This is a genomic window from Pseudomonas sp. GW821-FHT07F01 (assembly GCF_059418825.1).
The window spans coordinates 309,852-326,244 of record NZ_JBWKQO010000006.1; the positions used below are offsets into that span (position 1 = coordinate 309,852).

Annotated in this window: 10 protein-coding genes; 6 read left to right on the forward strand and 4 right to left on the reverse strand. The window is 63.7% G+C overall.

Annotated features, from left to right (window positions below):
- Positions 1-28 precede the first annotated feature (28 nt).
- A complete protein-coding gene (locus AC07R1_RS23265; protein ID WP_236185292.1) occupies positions 29-1,216 on the forward strand; it encodes a CaiB/BaiF CoA transferase family protein in 1,188 nt (395 codons plus the stop codon).
- Between the two features lie 3 nt (positions 1,217-1,219).
- Here AC07R1_RS23265 and AC07R1_RS23270 read toward each other — a convergent pair whose 3' ends face one another.
- The 3 genes from AC07R1_RS23270 to glnA form a co-directional block, all read right to left on the reverse strand.
- On the reverse strand, positions 1,220-1,726 hold the full coding sequence (locus AC07R1_RS23270) for a DUF4124 domain-containing protein (RefSeq protein WP_015633837.1): 507 nt from the start codon (positions 1,724-1,726) through the stop codon (positions 1,220-1,222).
- A gap of 68 nt (positions 1,727-1,794) precedes the next feature.
- Entirely contained in the window at positions 1,795-2,349 is a 555-nt protein-coding gene (locus AC07R1_RS23275) for a chorismate mutase (RefSeq protein ID WP_011058760.1), read from the reverse strand.
- A 137-nt stretch (positions 2,350-2,486) separates the two neighbouring features.
- Positions 2,487-3,893, reverse strand: coding sequence for a glutamate--ammonia ligase (glnA, locus tag AC07R1_RS23280; RefSeq protein WP_011058761.1), 1,407 nt, complete (start codon positions 3,891-3,893; stop codon positions 2,487-2,489).
- A gap of 331 nt (positions 3,894-4,224) precedes the next feature.
- Between glnA and thiI the strand changes: the two genes are divergently transcribed.
- Positions 4,225-5,679, forward strand: coding sequence for a tRNA uracil 4-sulfurtransferase ThiI (gene thiI, locus AC07R1_RS23285; protein ID WP_011058762.1), 1,455 nt, complete (start codon positions 4,225-4,227; stop codon positions 5,677-5,679).
- Between the two features lie 139 nt (positions 5,680-5,818).
- On the forward strand, positions 5,819-7,639 hold the full coding sequence (gene typA / locus AC07R1_RS23290) for a translational GTPase TypA (protein ID WP_019093868.1): 1,821 nt from the start codon (positions 5,819-5,821) through the stop codon (positions 7,637-7,639).
- A gap of 269 nt (positions 7,640-7,908) precedes the next feature.
- Here the strand turns inward: typA and AC07R1_RS23295 are convergent, their stop codons facing one another.
- A complete protein-coding gene (locus AC07R1_RS23295; RefSeq protein ID WP_026020056.1) occupies positions 7,909-8,349 on the reverse strand; it encodes a YkgJ family cysteine cluster protein in 441 nt (146 codons plus the stop codon).
- Between the two features lie 269 nt (positions 8,350-8,618).
- Here AC07R1_RS23295 and AC07R1_RS23300 point away from each other — a divergent pair, with 269 nt between their 5' ends.
- From AC07R1_RS23300 to AC07R1_RS23310, 3 genes are all read left to right on the forward strand, one after another.
- On the forward strand, positions 8,619-11,069 hold the full coding sequence (locus AC07R1_RS23300) for a glycogen/starch/alpha-glucan phosphorylase (protein WP_041115300.1): 2,451 nt from the start codon (positions 8,619-8,621) through the stop codon (positions 11,067-11,069).
- Between the two features lie 205 nt (positions 11,070-11,274).
- Positions 11,275-14,907, forward strand: a complete 3,633-nt coding sequence (locus tag AC07R1_RS23305; RefSeq protein WP_495110978.1) for a DUF2339 domain-containing protein — start codon at positions 11,275-11,277, stop codon at positions 14,905-14,907.
- Positions 14,904-16,277: a DUF3999 domain-containing protein gene (locus AC07R1_RS23310; protein WP_220223577.1), complete on the forward strand. Its 1,374-nt coding sequence runs from the start codon at positions 14,904-14,906 to the stop codon at positions 16,275-16,277. The genes AC07R1_RS23305 and AC07R1_RS23310 overlap by 4 nt, the downstream gene beginning before the upstream one ends.
- The last annotated feature ends 116 nt before the right edge of the window (positions 16,278-16,393 follow it).

A 16,393-nucleotide genomic window follows, 5' to 3' on the forward strand; every position in this document is an offset into this window, starting at 1 on the left:
TCCTTGTCCGATCTGCCGGAGTACATCCATGACGTTTGCCCAAGGCGCCCTGGCGGGCGTGAAAATCATCGATCTCAGCCGTGTGCTGGGCGGCCCCTACTGCTCCCAGGCCCTGGCCGACCACGGCGCCGAGGTGATCAAGCTGGAACCTTTGAGCGGTGATGAGACCCGGGGCTGGGGGCCGCCTTTCGAAGGTGATGACGCGGCGTATTTTCGCGGTATCAACCGTAACAAGCAGGGGATCGCCGTCGACCTGTCGCGCCCCGAAGGCCTGGAACTGCTGATGCAGTTGCTGGAAGGCGCCGACGTGCTGATCGAGAACTTCAAGCCGGGCACCCTGCAGCGTTGGGGCATCGGTTACCAGGAGGTGCTGAGCCAGCGTTTTCCGGCGTTGATCCACTGCGGGATTTCCGGCTTTGGCGCCGATGGCCCGCTGGGCGGGCTACCGGGTTACGACGCGGTGATCCAGGCCATGGCCGGGCTGATGAGCGTCAACGGCGAAGGCGACGGCGGGCCGTTGCGCATCGGCCTGCCGATTGTCGATATGGTCACAGGCCTGAATGCCCTGGCGGGGATTCTCCTGGCCCTCAACGAGCGCCAGCGCAGCGGCCTCGGGCAGTCACTGGACATCTCCCTGTACGACTGTGGCGTGTCCCTGCTGCACCCGCACCTGCCGAACTACTTCGCCGCCGGCAAGACGCCCAAACGCACGGGCAACGCCCATCCCAACATTGCTCCCTACGACAGCTACCGCACTGCTGGCGAGCCGATTTTCCTGGCGGTGGGCAACGACCGCCAGTTCACCCGGCTGTGCCAGGAACTGGGGGCCGGCGCGTTGCTGGAGGACCCGCGCTTTACCGACAACGGCCAGCGCTCGGTCAACCGCGAGGCCTTGAAGCAGCAACTGGAGCATTACCTGTCGGCACACGACGGCGCGTTGCTGGCCCCGCGGCTGATCGGCCTGGGGGTGCCTTGTGGTTCGATCGCCACCGTCGACCAGGTGGTGGCTCATCCCCACACCCGGCATCGCGGGCTGCTGGTGGAACTCGATGGCTACCGGGGCATAGGTTCGCCGGTGAAGTTGTCGCGCACGCCGGCCAGCTACCGTACGGCGCCGCCGAGCCTGGGGCAGGACACCCGGGCGGTATTGCAGGGGCTGGGCCTGGATGAACCGACCATCGCCGCACTGCTGGCCAGCGGCGTGGTGCACGGTTGAGGCTCAGGGGCGGCGGGCCCGCAGCAGAGTGAAGCTGATGGCCGGGCTCTGTTGCAGGACCTTGTCGCCAGCCAGCACCTGCACCGCCAACCGGTGCTGGCCACGGTCGATATTCACCAGTTGCAGCTCGGGCCCCTGGCCGGCCTGGCCATAGGGCTGGCCATCCAGCAGCAGGCGCAGACGGTGGCCGGGCCGCAGGCTGGGCTGCAACTCCACCTGCACGCTGAAACTGCCGTTGTTGGCGCGCAAGGCACCGTGCTCCGGTACGCCGCTCAGTTGCAGCCGTTCGTAGGCCAGAAGGGTGCTGGCAGGTTGTGCTGCCGGCGTATGTGGCGCCGGTGTGGCCGGGCTGGGGAGGCGATTCGGCGCGGGCGTTTCAATCTGCCGGTACGAGGTTCCCGGCGGCTGGTCGCTATAGGCGCGATTACCGGCCGAGTCGGTGTACTGGTAGATCTGCGCGCCGGCTGGCAATGCGCTGATCCACAGCAGGCAAGCAATGACGAGGTGCATCTCGCTGATCCTGGCGGGTGCCTGAAAGGCTCCAGCATAGGGTGCTGCTGCGCGTGGCACAGGCGTGGTTAACCTTTGAACACACATAACTCTGCCGTGGCACGAACCATCGCCAGTCGTCGCAGCGGGTCGCTGCTGCTGGCCTGATTGGCCCGGGCCAGCCATTGCGGGCATTGGCGGTCTGTGCGCTGCGGGCTGAAGTCGGCCAGTTGCTGCAGCAGGCGTTTTTGTAACTGATCAAGTTGGGGGCGGATCTGCCCGGCCAGGTCCTGGCGCGGAGTGTCCGGTGCCCGGCCTTGCAAGTGCCAGGTCGAGAGTCGGGCGTATTGCACCAGCTTGTTGGCTTCGATCTGGGCGGCGAAGAACTGCCCAACCGTTTCTTCGCTCAAGTGATAGGTTGCGGCCTGGGCGGTTGCCCCGGCGATCACCTGTTGTTCCCGCGGGCGGTCTTCCACGGCCTTGTGGCTGTCCCATTTGCTCAGGGCCACCTGATCGGCAATCGCCAGGCGTTCGCCGATGCTCTGCAGCAGCGGGGCGAGGGCGGGCGGGGCGTCACTGGCGCAGGCGGCGGTGGCGAACAGGCTGCAAGTCAGGGCGAGGCACAGGTTGAGGCGCGAAGTCATGGGCGGGCTCGGCTGCTGATGGGGAGACGGCGCCCATGATGCACGCAACCACCCCGGGCAGGGCAAATGCGCGGGCATAAAAAAAGGCCTCCCGAAGGAGGCCTCTTGATCACGCGGCTTGCGCCGGCGCTACCGGATCAGCAGCTGTAGTACAGCTCGTATTCCAGTGGGTGTACGAAGGTACGTACCTTGATTTCTTCTTCGCTTTTCAGGGCGATGTAGGCGTCGATGAAGTCGTCGCTGAAAACGCCGCCTTTGGTCAGGAACGCACGACCTTTGTCCAGCTCTTCCAGGGCTTCCTTCAGGCTGCCGCAAACTTGTGGGATCTCTTTGGCCTCTTCAGGCGGCAGGTCGTACAGGTTTTTGTCAGCAGCGTCGCCAGGGTGGATCTTGTTCTGGATGCCGTCCAGGCCGGCCATCAGCAGGGCAGCGAAGGCCAGGTACGGGTTGGCAGCCGGGTCCGGGAAACGGGCTTCGATACGGCGGGCCTTAGGGCTCGACACGTAAGGAATACGGATCGAAGCGGAGCGGTTGCGCGCCGAGTAGGCCAGCATGACCGGGGCTTCGAAGCCTGGCACCAGACGCTTGTAGGAGTTGGTCGCCGGGTTGGTGAAGCCGTTCAGGGCCTTACCGTGCTTGATGATGCCGCCGATGAAGTACAGGGCGGTATCGGACAGGCCGGCATAGCCTTCACCTGCGAAGGTGTTCTTGCCGTCTTTCCAGATCGACATGTGGACGTGCATGCCCGAGCCGTTGTCGCCGTACAGAGGCTTGGGCATGAAGGTGGCAGTGCGGCCGTAGGCGTCAGCCACGTTGTGCACCACGTACTTCAGGGTCTGGGTTTCGTCGGCCTTCTTCACCAGGGTGTTGAACTTGACGCCGATTTCGTTCTGGCCGGCAGTCGCCACTTCGTGGTGGTGAACTTCGACGGTCAGGCCCATTTCTTCCAGTGCGTTGCACATGGAGGTACGGATTTCGTGGTCGTGGTCGAACGGTGGAACCGGGAAGTAGCCGCCCTTGACGCCTGGACGGTGGCCCTTGTTACCGCCTTCGATGTCCTGGTCGGACATCCACGAACCTTGTTCGGAGTAGATCTTGAACATGGAGCCGGAGATGTCGGACTTGAATTTCACCTGGTCGAAGATGAAGAACTCTGGCTCTGGGCCGGCGAATACGGTGTCGCCGATACCGGTGGCTTTCAGGTGCTCTTCGGCGCGCTTGGCGATGGCACGTGGGTCACGATCGTAACCCTGCATGCTCGAAGGTTCGATGATGTCGCACACCAGGATCAGGGTCGGTTCTTCGGTGAACGGGTCCAGTACGGCGGTTTCGTCGTCCGGCATCAGGATCATGTCGGAGGCTTCGATGCCTTTCCAGCCAGCGATGGAGGAGCCGTCGAACATCTTGCCAGCTTCGAAGAAGTCTTCATCCAGCGCATCACGAGCCGGCATGGTCACGTGATGTTGAGTGCCCTTGGTGTCAGTGAAGCGCAGATCAATCCATTTGACGTCATGATCTTTGATGAGTTGAACCGACTTCGACATAGTGTCCTCCGGGTGGCTTCGGGCTTGGTGTTGGAGTGCCCTTAGAATGTGGGTGATGCCGGCGCGAATACTCTGCCATGGCAACCTGCCTCACAAGGGAGCAAATTGCATGCCAGTGCCCCGAGATGGGTTTTCTGCCCCAAAATCACGCTTTCTGCGACGTATTGGGTTGAATGCCGGCATTCGGCGCACTGCAATGTAGCGTCTTTGCCAATAAATGACCCGTTTTGGTGCATCGAAAACCTTCTGCACATAAACTGGTTAAACCTTGAGCAATTTCCGCTATAATCCGCGCCCCCCTTTTTCGGCTGGCCCAGCGCGCGCTGTTTTCATGAAACTAATCGTTAAAGTTTTCCCGGAAATCACCATCAAGAGCCGCCCGGTTCGGACGCGTTTCATCCGTCAGTTGGCGAAGAACATCCGTGCCGTGCTCCGCGACCTGGACCCGGCCGTGGTGGTCAATGGTGTGTGGGACAACCTCGAGCTGGAAACCGCCGTCAGCGAGCCCAAGGCCCTGAAGGACATGACCGAGCGCCTGAGCTGCATGCCCGGCATCGCGCATTTCCTGCAGGTCGACGAGTACCCTCTGGGCGACTTCGACGACATCGTCGCCAAGTGCAAGCAGCACTTTGGCGAAGCCCTCCCGGGGAAGGTTTTTGCCGTGCGCTGCAAGCGTGCCGGCAAGCATGAATTCAGCTCCATGGACGTGGAAAAATACGTCGGCAGCCAACTGCGTCGGCAGTGCGGCGCCGCCGGAATTTCCCTGAAAGAGCCTGAAATCGAAGTGCGGATGGAAATTCGCGACCAACGGTTGTTCGTGATCCACAGCCAGCACAACGGCATCGGCGGCTACCCGCTGGGCGCCCTGGAACAGACCCTGGTCCTGATGTCCGGCGGTTTCGATTCCACGGTGGCGGCCTACCAGATCATGCGCCGCGGCCTGATGGGGCATTTCTGCTTCTTCAACCTGGGCGGGCGTGCCCATGAACTGGGCGTGATGGAAGTCGCGCACTATATATGGAAGAAGTACGGCAGCTCCCAGCGCGTGCTGTTCGTCAGCGTGCCGTTCGAGGAAGTGCTCGGGGAAATCCTCGGCAAAGTCGACAACAGTCATATGGGCGTCATTTTGAAGCGTATGATGTTGCGTGCCGCGTCGAGCATCGCCGACCGCCTGCACATCGACGCGCTGGTGACCGGCGAGGCGATTTCCCAGGTATCCAGCCAGACCCTGCCGAACCTGTCGGTGATCGACTGCGTGACCGAGAAACTGGTACTGCGCCCCCTGATCGCCAGCCACAAGCAGGACATCATCGACCTGGCCGTGGAGATCGGCACCGCCGACTTCGCCAAGCACATGCCGGAGTACTGCGGGGTCATCTCGGTGAACCCCAAGACCCATGCCAAGCGCCATCGCGTCGAGCATGAAGAGAAAGAATTCGATATGGCGGTGCTCGAGCGTGCGATCGAGCGGGCCAAACTGGTGCCGATCGATCGAGTGATCGACGAGTTGGGCCAGGATGTGCAGATTGAAGAAGTCAGTGAGGCGCTGGCCGGTCAGATCGTCATCGACATCCGTCATCCGGATGCCGAGGAAGACCAGCCGCTGGAGCTCGCGGGCATCGAAGTAAAAGCGCTGCCGTTCTATGCATTGAACGCCCGCTTCAAGGAACTGGACCCTACGCGCCAGTACCTGCTGTATTGCGACAAAGGCGTCATGAGTCGCCTGCATGCTCACCATCTGCTCAGTGAGGGACATGCCAATGTGCGCGTTTATAGACCGAGCTAAGTGCCCGGGGATGTTCGCCTGTGGCTTGCGTCACCGGCCCCCCGACGCCGCCGTCCAGCTGTAACGGCCAGGCCTGAATCTATTGTTAATCGCTGCCAGCATTTGTCAGCACACCGAATCCTCTGATCGAGATACACAAGTGATCGAAAATCTACGCAACATCGCCATCATTGCCCACGTTGACCATGGTAAGACCACCCTGGTAGACAAACTCCTGCGTCAATCCGGCACCCTGGAGCGCAACGAGCTCAACGACGAGCGCGTGATGGACTCCAACGACCAGGAAAAAGAGCGCGGCATTACCATCCTGGCGAAAAACACCGCCATCAACTGGAACGGCTACCACATCAACATCGTGGACACCCCGGGCCACGCCGACTTCGGCGGCGAAGTTGAGCGCGTAATGTCCATGGTCGACTCCGTGCTGCTGCTGGTCGACGCTCAAGACGGCCCTATGCCGCAAACCCGTTTCGTGACCAAGAAGGCTTTCGAAGCCGGCCTGCGTCCAATCGTGGTGATCAACAAGGTCGACCGTCCGGGCGCGCGTCCTGACTGGGTTCTGGACCAGATCTTCGACCTGTTCGACAACCTGGGCGCCACCGAAGAACAGCTGGACTTCAAAGTCGTCTACGCCTCGGCCCTGAACGGCATCGCCGGTCTGGACCACACCGAAATGGCCGAAGACATGACCCCGCTGTACCAGTCGATCGTCGACAACGTGCCAGCGCCAAGCGTTGACCGTGACGGTCCGTTCCAGATGCAGATCTCCGCTCTGGACTACAACAGCTTCCTGGGTGTGATCGGCGTTGGCCGTATCGCTCGCGGTCGCGTCAAGCCCAACACCCCGGTAGTGGCCATCGACGTCGACGGCAAGCGCCGCAACGGTCGTATCCTCAAGCTGATGGGCCACCACGGTCTGCACCGCGTAGACGTTGAAGAAGCCGCTGCCGGCGACATCGTCTGCATCAGCGGTTTCGACGAGCTGTTCATCTCCGACACCCTGTGCGACCCGACCGCTGTTGAAGCGATGAAGCCGCTGACTGTCGACGAGCCAACCGTTTCCATGACCTTCCAGGTCAACGACTCGCCATTCTGCGGTAAAGAAGGCAAGTTCGTGACCTCCCGTAACATCAAGGAGCGTCTGGACAAGGAGCTGCTGTACAACGTTGCTCTGCGTGTCGAAGAAGGCGACTCGGCCGACAAGTTCAAGGTTTCCGGCCGTGGTGAGCTGCACCTGTCGGTACTGATCGAAACCATGCGTCGCGAAGGTTTCGAAATGGGCGTTGGCCGTCCTGAAGTGATCATCCGTGAAGTTGACGGCGTGAAGCAGGAACCGTTCGAAAACGTCACCATCGACATCCCTGAAGATTCCCAGGGCAAGGTCATGGAAGAAATGGGCCTGCGTAAGGGCGACCTGAGCAACATGGTTCCGGATGGCAAGGGCCGTGTACGCCTGGAATACAACATTCCAGCCCGTGGTCTGATCGGTTTCCGTAACCAGTTCCTGACCCTGACCAACGGTGCAGGCATCCTGACCTCGATCTTCGATCGCTACGCTCCGATGAAGTCCGGCCACATGTCCGGCCGTCAGAACGGCGTACTGGTATCGGTAGAAACCGGCAAGGCCCTGACCTACTCCCTGGAAACCCTGCAGGCGCGCGGCAAGCTGTTCGTCGAGCACGGCCAGGAAATCTACAACGGTCAGATCGTTGGTCTGAACAGCCGTGACAACGACCTGGGTGTGAACCCAACCAAAGGCAAGAAGCTCGACAACATGCGTGCTTCGGGCAAGGACGAAACCATCGCCCTGGTTCCACCGGTCCGTTTCACCCTGGAACAGGCTCTGGAATTCATCCAGGACGACGAGCTGTGTGAAGTGACGCCTAAGTCCATCCGTCTTCGCAAGAAGATCCTGGACGAAGGCGAGCGTACTCGCGCTGCCAAGAAAGCCAAGAACTGAGTCTTTAGTTCCGGCTGAATGAAAACGCCCCCGGCCTTGCGGCCGGGGGCGTTTTTTTTGATCTGTGAAAAAGCTCGGGTCCTGTCGCCGCTGCCGAGCCTGCGAGGCTGCGCTCGACCGCGTAGCGGTCGTAAAACGGTGTATCTGAAACTCTGCAGTGGCCCGTACTGCGGCGGCTTTGCAGCCGTTCGCAGCCTCGCCAAGGCTCGGCAGCGGCTACAGGGCGGCAGGGTTACATGGGGAACGGGGTTGCAGGCGCAGGCCGGGGCTCAGAAACGTTCCAGGGTCCGGCTGCTGGTATTGGTCGGGCGCACCTGGGGCTTGGGCTTGTAAGCGCAGTAACCCGGGCGCGGGCCGATCTTCGGATGGTTGCGGCAGGTGTCCGGGCGCTTGTCATAAATGGTGCACAGGCGGCTTTTACGATCCAGATACAGGCAGTCGTTGTTGCTCATGCGCTGCAGGGTGAAGATTTCCGACTTCTGGTTGTAGCGCTCGACGATGCCTTCCTTCTGCAGGCGCTTGGCGATGTTCTTCGCCGGCTCGCCGCGTTCGAACTCATCGACGATGCCGATGCGGATCAGGTCCTTGATCTTCACTTCCACCGGCAGTGTGCAGCAGCTGGACATGCAGGAGCCGCACATGGGGGCGGTGTACTTGGCCCAGGTATCGAGACGATCGATTTCCGCGGCGGCGATCAGGTTGGACTTCATCAAGGTCATTTCCGGCAGGTGTTCCAGGGCGCGCGATCATACCGGGACTGGTGGATTTTTGAACGACTTTAGGTCGGATTTTTCTTCATGTGGCGCCGAACAATACCTGGCGGCACGGCAACTGCATCCTTTTCTCCCGCTGGCGCAGAAGACTCCCTGTTTAGCCGAGCCATTTGAAATAGCGCCGAACCAGAGCCTTCGCCTCGTGTCAGACCGACTAGGCTCAGACAATTCCATGCTCACTGTGTATCTCGTCAGAGGTCGTATCGATGACTCAGGAACCCCTTGTTCGCGACGCTGAGGTGGCCGCTTTTCGCGAAGCCGTCTTGACCAAACTCACCTACGCGGTAGGCAAAGACCCGGATCACGCCTTCGACCACGACTGGTTCGAAGCCATTGCCCTGGCCGCGCGGGACCACATGGTCGACCACTGGATGGATCACACGCGGCAGATCTACCGCAAGGGCCAGAAGCGGGTGTACTACCTGTCCCTGGAGTTCCTTATCGGCCGCCTGCTGTTCGACAGCCTGAGCAACCTCGGGCTGCTGGAGGTGGCCCGCGAGGCCCTCACCGACCTGGGGGTGGACCTGGAGCGCATTCGCCTGCTGGAGCCCGATGCGGCCTTGGGCAACGGTGGCCTGGGGCGCCTGGCTGCATGCTTCATGGAAAGCATGTCGACCCTGGGCATCGCCGGCCACGGCTACGGCATCCGCTACGAACACGGCCTGTTCCGCCAGGCCATCGTCGATGGCTGGCAGCAGGAGCAGACCGAGCACTGGCTGGATTTCGGCAACCCCTGGGAGTTCGAGCGCCCCGAGGTGATCTACTCCATCGGCTTTGGCGGCAGTGTCGACACCGTGACCGACGAGGCGGGCAACACCCGGCAGGTCTGGTGGCCGGCGGAAACGGTGCGCGCGGTGGCCTACGACACCCCGGTGGTGGGCTGGCGCGGGGCCAGCGTCAACACCTTGCGCCTGTGGCGGGCACGGGCCATGGAAGACCTGCACCTGGAGCGCTTCAATGCCGGTGACCACCTGGGCGCGGTAGCCGAAGTGGCCCGGGCCGAGAGCATTTCCCGGGTGCTGTACCCGGCCGACAGCACCGAGGCCGGCCAGGAGCTGCGCCTGCGCCAGGAATATTTCTTCGTCTCGGCGTCGCTGCAGGACCTGCTGCGCCGCCACAAGAACATGCACGACTCGGTGCTCAGCCTCGGCGAGCACGCGGCGATCCAGCTCAATGACACCCACCCGTCGATCGCCGTGGCCGAGCTGATGCGCCAACTGGTCGACCTGCACGGCATCGCCTGGGACGCGGCGTGGCAGATCACCGTGGAAACCCTCTCCTACACCAACCACACCTTGCTGCCCGAGGCCCTGGAAACCTGGCCGGTGGGCCTGATGGAGCGCATGCTGCCGCGGCACATGCAGATCATCTACCTGATCAACGCCCAGCACATCGACTCGCTGCGGGCCAAGGGCCTGCACGATTTCGACGTGCTGCGGGCGGTGTCGCTGATCGAGGAAGACAACGGCCGCCGGGTGCGCATGGGCAACCTGGCGTTTCTCGGCTCCCACAGCGTCAACGGCGTGTCCGGGCTGCACACCCAGTTGATGCGCAGCACGGTGTTCTCCGAGCTGCACAAGCTGTACCCCGAGCGCATCAACAACAAGACCAACGGCATCACCTTCCGCCGCTGGCTGTACCAGGCCAACCCGCAACTCACTGAAATGCTGGTGGAGGCCCTGGGCCCCGAGCTGCTGGACAGCCCCGAGGAACTGCTCAGGGGGCTCGAACCCTTTGCCGAGAAACCGGCCTTTCGCAAACAATTCGCCGAGCAGCGCCTGCACAGCAAGCGCGCCCTCGCGGCGATCATCCATGAGCGCCTGGGAATCGCGATCAACCCGGCGGCAATGTTCGATGTGCAGGTCAAGCGCATCCACGAATACAAGCGCCAGTTGCTCAACCTGTTGCACACCGTGGCGTTGTACCAGGCGATCCGCGCCGAGCCGGAAACCGACTGGGTGCCGCGGGTGAAGATCTTCGCCGGCAAGGCTGCCGCCAGCTATCACCAGGCCAAGCTGATCATCAAGCTGACCAACGACATCGCCCGTACGGTGAACAATGACCCCACGGTGCGCGGTTTGCTCAAGGTGGTGTTCCTGCCCAACTACAACGTCAGCCTGGCGGAAAGCATCATTCCTGCCGCCGACCTGTCGGAGCAGATCTCCACCGCCGGGTTCGAGGCCTCGGGCACCAGCAACATGAAGTTCGGCCTCAATGGCGCGTTGACCATCGGCACCCTGGACGGCGCCAACGTGGAGATGTGCGAGCAGGTCGGCGCGGAGCACATGTTCATCTTCGGCCTCAGTGCCCAGCAGGTGGAGGCGCGCAAACGCAATGGCGAGTTCAGCGCGGTGCCGGACATCGCCGCCTCCCATCGGCTGAACGATGTGCTGCAGGCGATTCGCGGCGGGGTGTTCTCCCCGGACGATCCGTCGCGCTATACCGCGCTGATCGATTCGCTGATCGATTACGACCGGTTCCTGGTCTGCGCCGATTTCGACGCTTACTGGAACGCCCAGGCTCGGGTCGAGGAGCGCTGGCACGACTCCAAGGAATGGTGGCGTTCGGCAGTGCTCAACACTGCGCGCATGGGCTGGTTCTCTTCGGACCGGACCATCCGTGAATACGCTACGGAGATCTGGAAGGCCCTGGAATGAGGCCCCTGAGAAAATTCTAGAAGTGTGTACAAGGCCCAGCGTTTGTTGGGCCTTGCCGATATACTGGGCAGCGTTTTGCCTCCCCGGCGGTGTCTTTTGGCTGGTGTCCGGCTTCCAAGCGGGGAGGGGCCTTTACCGGTTTGCCGGCGCGGGCACCCATACGGTTGCACCCGTCCGTCAATGGACTGCTTAGGGATATCGACACATGCAATGGATATTCATGCTGCTGGGAGGGGGACTGGGCTGGCTCCTTGACGAGTCCTTCAGCGACGCCCTGATTGGCGCGGTCTCGGGCTTGGCCATCGGCCTGGCGATTCGTTCCGACGCCTTGCATCGACAAGTTGTCGACCAGCATCGTGAGCTGGAGAAGGCGAAGAAGGCCCTCGCTACCCTGGGCCAGCGCCTTGCCCTGCTGGAAAGCACCGGCGGCCCCGCTGCCGAACCCGCCTCAGAACCCCAGGCCAGCGCCCCGCTGGCCGAGGCAGGCAGCGGCATGAGCGCCGCGCCGGAACTTGCAGACCTTCCCGAATTCATTCTTGAGGAAGTCCAGCCTGTGGAGCCGGCGCCGGCTGCCCCCGAGCTGGTCTGGGAGTTGCCCGCGGCAGCGAGCCCTGCCGCCTCCGTGGAGGCCAGCCAGCCGGTGCCGGAGTCGGTATGGCAACCCCAGCCCCAGGCGCCGGCCCATGAGTCCGTAGCTGCGCCTCGGGAACCCAACCTGATCGAGCGCGCCCTGAGCGGCGCGCGCAACTGGCTGTTTGGCGGCAACACTGTGCTGCGGGTCGGCGTGGTGCTGTTGTTCCTTGGCCTGGCTTTCCTTCTGCGCTACGCCACCGAAGGCATGGTGGTGCCGCTGGAGCTGCGCTACGCCGGGGTTGCGGCCTGCTCCCTGGGCCTGCTGGGCCTGGGCTGGTGGTTGCGGCGGCGCAACAGCAACTACGCCCTGATGCTCCAGGGCACCGGTATCGCGGTGCTGTACCTGACGGTGTTCGCGGCGATGCGCCTGCATCCGTTGCTCGACCCTTCCGCGGCCCTTGGCCTGTTGGTGGCGGTCACGGTGTTTTCGGCGATCCTGGCCATTACCCAGGACGCCCTCAGTCTGGCGGCCGCTGCAGCCCTGGGCGGCTTTGCCGCACCGATCCTGACGTCCACCGGCGCCGGCAGCCATGTGGCACTGTTCAGTTACTTCGCCCTGCTCAATGCCGGCATCCTGGCCATTGCCTGGTTCAAGGCCTGGCGCCTGCTGAACCTGATCGGCTTTGTCGGCACCTTCGGTATCGGCTTTGCCTGGGGCCTGCGCTCCTACACGCCGGAGCTGCTGTGGAGCACCGAGCCCTTCCTGATCCTGTTCTTTGTCATGTACCTGGCCATCGGCCTGCTGTTCACCCGGCGCAAGCTGCTGGAAATGCCCGACGCACCGGCGGATGACAGCCGCCAGGCGCTGCTGCACTGGTCTGCGCGCAAGGGTGACTACGTCGACGGCAGCATGCTCTTCGGCCCGCCCCTGGTGGGCTTCGGCCTGCAACTGGCGCTGGTCCAGCACCTGGAGTTCGCCGCTTCCTTCAGTGCCCTGGCCCTGGGCCTGACCTACATGGTCCTGGCCCGGCTACTGATGGGCGGCCGCGCCCTGTTGCTGGGTGAAACCTGCCTGGCCCTGGGCGTGATCTTCGCCAGCCTGGCGATCCCTCTAGGCCTGGATGCGCGCTGGACCTGCGCCGCCTGGGCCGTGGAAGGGGCGGGAATCTTCTGGCTCGGCCTGCGCCAGCAACGGCCGCTGGCCCGGGCGTTCGCCCTGCTGCTGCAACTGGGGTCGGCCCTGGCCTTCCTCAGTAAGCTGCAGCCTGGCACTACCAGCCTGCTGGACGGCGCGCCGCTGGGGGCGTTGCTGCTGGGCGTCGCGCTGCTGTTCAGCTTCGACCAGTTGCGGCGGGCGCGGAAGACCCAGGTAGCGAGCTGGGAGCAGGGCATTGCGCCGATCCTGGCGGTGGCCGGGCTGGCTTTCCCGTACCTGCTGGCGCCGTTGTTCCTGTTCACCCAGGGCACCGCCATCAGCTGGGCGGTGGCCGGGTTGGCGACGCTGTTTGTCGGCCTTCGCCTGCAATCGCGGACGTTCCTGTTCACCGCCTTCGCCGTGCAGCTGTTGGGAGGTGCGCTGTTCCTGATGCGCCTGCAAGGTGCGGACGGCGATGCCGGTGCGGTGTTCAACGCCGGCTGGAGCGGGCTGATGAGCGCTTCGCTGATTGGCCTGGCGCTGATCGGCGGCATGCTCCTGGCAGCCCGCAATGACATGGTGCGCAGCGATCCGCGGCTGCTGCGGGGCTTGTCCCTGGTACTGCTGGCCGGCCTGATGATGATCAACCTGGCGGTGCTGTTCGTCCTGCCCTGGAGCACGGCCAGTGGCGTCTGGGCCGCCAGTGGCCTGCTGATCATCTGGCTCAGCCTGTATCTGCAGCAGCGGGCCAGCTTTGTCTTCGGCCTGGTGCTCCAGGTGATTGGCGGCAGCACTTTCCTGCTGGCCGGTTCGGGTTGGTATTTCGTGGCGGCGGACGCTGCGCGGCCTCTGGCCAATGGCGATTTCTGGACGCCGATGGTCCTGGCCCTGGCGGCCCTGGTGGGCGCCTGGCGCCTGCAGCGGGGCAACCATGGTTCGGCCTTCGATACCTTGAGCCTGGGCCATCTGTCCGATCTGTTGCTGGCCTGGGGCGCCTGCTGGTGGGCCTTTACCTGGCTCAAGGAAGTGCTGCGCTTCGCCCCGGCCCATTGGCAGGCCAGCCTGCTGTTGCTGATCAGCGCGGCTAGCGTGTTGCTCTGGGCGCTGCTGGCGGTACGTTTGAAATGGTCGTCCCTGGGCCTGTTGTGCAGCCTGTTGATACCAGCCGCGGGCCTGGTGCTCCTGGCTTCCTGGGCTCCGCGCTATCACCCGGCGGCGGATTTCGGCTGGCTGGCCTGGACCCTGTTGTTCGCCGTGCACTTCTTCAGCCAGCGGCGCCTCGCGTCGCAGCTGCCGGCACGGGTGGCGAGCATTGCCCATGTGCTGGGCTGCTGGTTGCTGATCGGCGTGCTGGCGCTGGAGCTGCGTTATGGCCTGCTGCTGTTGTCCGAGCAGTACAACGCCTGGCGCTGGCTGGGCTGGGCGATCCTGCCGAGCCTGTACCTGGTGGCGATGGCCGCGCCGCGCGCCTGGCCGTGGCCGGTTTCTGCCCACTCCCGCGAGTACCGCCTGTATGCCGCGCTGCCCCTGGCGGTGCTGATGCTCGGCTGGTTCTGGCTGGCGAATATCTTCAGCGATGGCCGGGCCGAACCACTGCCTTACCTGCCGCTGCTCAACCCGCTGGAACTGGGGCTGCTGTTCGCGCTGTTCGGCGTCTATGTCTGGTCGCGCAGCGCGGTGCGGGAACTGGCGATCCGTGCCGACTACGCCGAGCGTGCCACGCAACTGGTGGCGGGGCTGTCGCTGTTCGCCTTCTTCACCGTGCTGGTGATGCGGGCGGCCCACCATTGGAGCGGCGTGCCGTTCCAGGCGGATGCGTTGCTGGAATCGATGATGGTCCAGGCCGGGCTGTCCATCGTCTGGACCCTGATTGCCCTGAGCCTGATGATCGGCGGCCACCTGCGTCATCGCCGTGAAGTCTGGCTGATCGGCGCAGTGCTGATTGCCGTGGTGGTGGCCAAGCTGTTCCTGGTGGAGTTGAGCAACCGTGGCGGGCTGGCGCGGATCGTCTCGTTCATCGGGGTGGGAGTATTGCTGCTGGTGGTGGGCTATTTCGCCCCATTGCCGCCCAAGCGCGCCGAGGCGCAAGCCGAGCCCGGCAAACCGTTGAATGAAGGAGTGTCATCGTGAGTGTGAAGCTGAGCCTGGGCTGGTTGGGGGCTGTGGGCCTGTGTGTGGCGTTGTCCGCCGTGGCCCAGGACAAACCGGGGGACTTCAAGTCCCTGGCACCCCTGAGCCTGAGCGGCGAGGGGCCCTGGTATCGCCTGGAATTGCCGTTGGCGGTGCAACTGCACGCCAGCCAGACCGACCTGCGGGATATCCGTGTGTTCAACGCTGCCGGTGAGCCCCAGGCCTATGCCCTGGCGCGCCAGCAGGCGCAGACCACCGAGCAGCACACGCTCAGCGATGTGAAGTGGTTCCCGTTGTACAGCTCGGCAGATGCCGCCGACAGCACCCCCAGCGTGCGGGTGCAATCCACCACCAATGGCACGCTGGTGGAGGTTCAGCCCTCCACTCAACTGGAGGCCGGCGAGGAGGTCCTGCGTGGCTGGTTGCTGGATGCCAGCGCAATCAAGGCACCGTTGCAGCAACTGGTGCTGGACTGGACCAGCGAACGCGACGGCTTCCAGCGGTTCAGCATCGAAGCCAGCGACGACCTGCAGCACTGGCAGCCCTGGGGCGAAGGCCAGGTGGCGCGCCTGTCGTTCGCCGACGAACGGGTCGAACAGCATGAAGTGGCGTTGCCCGGGCAGACGGCGCGCTACCTGCGCCTCTTGTGGAACACCCCGCAAACGGCGCCGGTGCTGACTTCGGCGCAATTGCAAAGCAGTACCACCAGCAGCCTGCCCTCGCCGCTGGTGTGGTCGCAGCCCCTGGGAGGCAGCAGTGCCAAGGCCGGCGAGTACACCTGGCAGTTGCCCATGGGTTTGAACCTGGAGCGAGTGCGCATTGCCCTGACCCAGGCCAACAGCCTGGCTCCGGCCACGCTTTATGGGCGCCGAGAAAGCAGCCTGCCGTGGCAGCCCCTGGGCAATGGCCTGCTGTACCGCCTGACCCAGAATGGCCAGGACGTACAGCAGAACGAACTGCAACTGCCGGGGCAGACCGTGCAGCAACTCAGGCTGGTGGTGGATGAACGTGGTGGCGGCCTGGGCGCCGAGGCCCCGAGCCTGGAGTTCGCCGTGCGTGGCACCCAACTGGTGTTCCTGGCTCGGGGAGCCGGCCCTTACACCCTGGCCCTGGGCAACCCCACCGCGAGCGCGGCCAACCTGCCGCTGGCGACCCTGATCCCCGACTACAGTGCGCAACGCCTCAAGCAGTTGGGCCAGGCCAAGGTCGAGGGCGCGGCGCAACTGGCCTCGGCCACTGTCGCTCCTGCCGCTGCCGTGGCGGCAGGCGGGCCGGACTGGAAGAAGATCGGCCTGTGGGCCGTATTGCTTCTCGGGGTGCTGGCCCTGGCCGGCATGGCCTTCAGCATGTTGCGCAAACCCGCGGCCTGAGGCGGGCAGGTGTGGCGAGGGACCAAGCTCCCTCGCCACCAAGGTCCATCGTGCCCGGGGTTTTTGACTACGCTGGAACCGGCGCCTGAACTCTAACTGGCGGTTCCCTGTCTGAG

Bases quoted from the DNA above. Each gene is read 5' to 3' on its own strand.
- AC07R1_RS23265 (WP_236185292.1), top strand. From the start codon at position 29: ATGACGTTTGCCCAAGGCGCCCTGGCGGGCGTGAAAATCATCGATCTC.
- AC07R1_RS23270 (WP_015633837.1), bottom strand. From the start codon at position 1,726: ATGCACCTCGTCATTGCTTGCCTGCTGTGGATCAGCGCATTGCCAGCC.
- AC07R1_RS23275 (WP_011058760.1), bottom strand. From the start codon at position 2,349: ATGACTTCGCGCCTCAACCTGTGCCTCGCCCTGACTTGCAGCCTGTTC.
- glnA (WP_011058761.1), bottom strand. From the start codon at position 3,893: ATGTCGAAGTCGGTTCAACTCATCAAAGATCATGACGTCAAATGGATT.
- thiI (WP_011058762.1), top strand. From the start codon at position 4,225: ATGAAACTAATCGTTAAAGTTTTCCCGGAAATCACCATCAAGAGCCGC.
- AC07R1_RS23295 (WP_026020056.1), bottom strand. From the start codon at position 8,349: ATGAAGTCCAACCTGATCGCCGCCGCGGAAATCGATCGTCTCGATACC.
- AC07R1_RS23300 (WP_041115300.1), top strand. From the start codon at position 8,619: ATGACTCAGGAACCCCTTGTTCGCGACGCTGAGGTGGCCGCTTTTCGC.
- AC07R1_RS23305 (WP_495110978.1), top strand. From the start codon at position 11,275: ATGCAATGGATATTCATGCTGCTGGGAGGGGGACTGGGCTGGCTCCTT.